Here is a 1,190-nt window from a genome sequence, read left to right on the forward strand (position 1 = left end):
GGAAACTCTGAAAAAGACTTTCTGATTTGGCAAAATACCGCGACCCCACCCACCGAGTTTCCCGATGAAGCAGATGACCTTCGCCGACGCCGAGTACGCTGGCAAGCGCAAGCAAACCCGCAAGGAGTTGTTCCTGATCGAGATGGATCGGGTGGTGCCGTGGAAGGGCTTGATTGCTTTGATCGAGCCACATTATCCGAAAGGTGAAGGTGGCCGTCCGGCCTACCCGTTGATGGCGATGCTGCGTGTGCATCTGCTGCAGAACTGGTTCGGCTACAGCGATCCAGCGATGGAGGAAGCGCTGTACGAAACCACGATCCTGCGCCAGTTTGCCGGGCTGAACCTGGAGCGCATCCCCGACGAAACCACCATTCTCAACTTCCGCCGCTTGCTGGAGAAACACGAGCTGGCGGCCGGCATCCTCGCTGTCATCAATGGCTATCTGGGCGACCGCGGCCTGTCGCTGCGCCAGGGCACCATCGTCGATGCAACGCTGATCAATGCGCCCAGTTCGACCAAGAACAAGGACGGCAAGCGCGACCCGGAAATGCACCAGACCAAGAAGGGAAACCAGTATTATTTTGGCATGAAGGCCCACATCGGCGCCGATGACGAATCGGGTCTGGTGCACAGCGTAGTGGGCACGGCGGCCAATGTGGCGGATGTCACCCAGGTGGACAAATTGCTGCATGGCGACGAAAACGTGGTCTGCGCCGATGCAGGCTACACCGGTGTCGAAAAGCGGCCCGAGCATGAAGGACGTGAAGTTATCTGGCAGGTGGCGGCACGCCGCAGCACCTACAAAAAACTCGATAAGCGCAGCGTGCTGTACAAAGCCAAGCGCAAGATTGAAAAGGCCAAGGCTCAGGTGCGCGCCAAGGTCGAGCATCCGTTCCGGGTAATCAAGCGCCAGTTCGGTTACACCAAGGTGCGCTTTCGCGGCTTGGCCAAAAACACGGCGCAACTGGTGACACTGTTCGCTCTGTCGAACCTGTGGATGGCGCGCCGACATTTACTGACGAATGCAGGAGAGGTGCGCCTGTAATGCGGGAAATGGCCACCGGAGTGGGGTCCGGGTGGCGAAAACGTAAGAAATACTCGTCGAATTGATTGTTTTTTGATCATTTGGCGAGTTTAAAAGTTGCGCTAGGTGGTATGCCGGGGAAATACATGGCTACTTCAGACCATCC

The 1,190-nt window shown here is 57.2% G+C and carries 1 protein-coding gene; it reads left to right on the top strand.

Translation table 11 applies throughout. The features are described 5' to 3' along the window. The first annotated feature begins 64 nt into the window (after positions 1-64). Complete coding sequence (locus JFT66_RS29640; protein ID WP_010466230.1) at positions 65-1,045, top strand: IS5-like element IS1384 family transposase; 981 nt, start codon at positions 65-67, stop codon at positions 1,043-1,045. Positions 1,046-1,190 lie beyond the last annotated feature (145 nt).

The sequence above is a fragment of the Pseudomonas sp. MF6755 genome, assembly GCF_016405635.1.
Lineage (GTDB): Bacteria > Pseudomonadota > Gammaproteobacteria > Pseudomonadales > Pseudomonadaceae > Aquipseudomonas > Aquipseudomonas haemolytica.

Bases quoted from the DNA above. Each gene is read 5' to 3' on its own strand.
- JFT66_RS29640 (WP_010466230.1), top strand. From the start codon at position 65: ATGAAGCAGATGACCTTCGCCGACGCCGAGTACGCTGGCAAGCGCAAG.